The 867-nt window shown below is 34.6% G+C and carries 1 protein-coding gene; it reads right to left on the bottom strand.

Features of this window, described 5'->3' with window-relative positions; all coding sequences use genetic code 4:
* Positions 1–34: 34 nt before the first annotated feature.
* Positions 35–622: a hypothetical protein gene (locus TS70_RS06685; RefSeq protein WP_198049801.1), complete on the bottom strand. Its 588-nt coding sequence runs from the start codon at positions 620–622 to the stop codon at positions 35–37.
* Positions 623–867 lie beyond the last annotated feature (245 nt).

Below are 867 nucleotides of genomic sequence, written 5' to 3'. Positions count from 1 at the left end.
CAACAAAATTGACATTGTCAAATAAGTTGTTTTTTTATTTATTTCAAATTTCGTAATTGTGTTGCGATGGATAAGCACCTATATTGTTAATTTGATTTTTAATTCAAGTAGCGAGAGTTTGCGTTGGTGTAATTCAATGAATTTTACCACCCGCAACAAGTCACTCGCGCAAGTTAATTAATTTCGTTCTGAAACGGTCAGGGGACTTGCGGGTGCGTTCAAACTCGACATAAATTTCACTATCATCGCTTTTGGTGATAATTAAATCGGAATAAACATTCAAATTGAAATTTTCCATTTTGAGCTCACGCTCGGTTTGATAGTGTTCGATGTCGGTTTGTGCAACAAGTCATTTTATTAACATATCTTGGTGTTGTAATTCGTAATAATTTACTTTAATACTTTTTTTATGAACTCGCCCTAAATGACTTTGTGCTTTACTAGTTAAAGTATAATAATTTTTCTTCGGTAGCATGTCAACATTCAGCATTTTTAAATTTATTAGTTTTGCTTTTTGTAATTGAATTGTTTTAATATTTTTGTTTAGTAACAAAGCTATTTGTTCTAAATTCAAATACCCCCAACGATTTATCATAATCAATATTTTTTCTAACTCACCCATAGTGTATCAGCTCCTTACTAACCACCCCTTTTATACTGGCAGGGCGGGGTTTTTTCTTTTTTGGGTTCGCTTTTTTCTTTTAAGGGCATGGGCAAAAAGAAAAAANGGAACTAGGTGGNTNTTTATTGGTTGTATTTGTTGCAANNNATACAACCAATAAANANCCACCACTGCGGAACACAAACATTAAGCCGGAACCCCGTGCTATCAACAACGTTGGGAGTGCGGGGTTCCGGGTGCTTGGC

It is taken from the genome of Spiroplasma sp. hyd1, assembly GCF_016082235.1.
In the GTDB taxonomy this organism is placed as follows: Bacteria; Bacillota_I; Bacilli_A; order Mycoplasmatales; family Mycoplasmataceae; genus Spiroplasma; species Spiroplasma poulsonii.
Note: the sequence above shows the minus strand (reverse complement) of the source record. Positions and strands in the feature narration are given on the sequence as shown.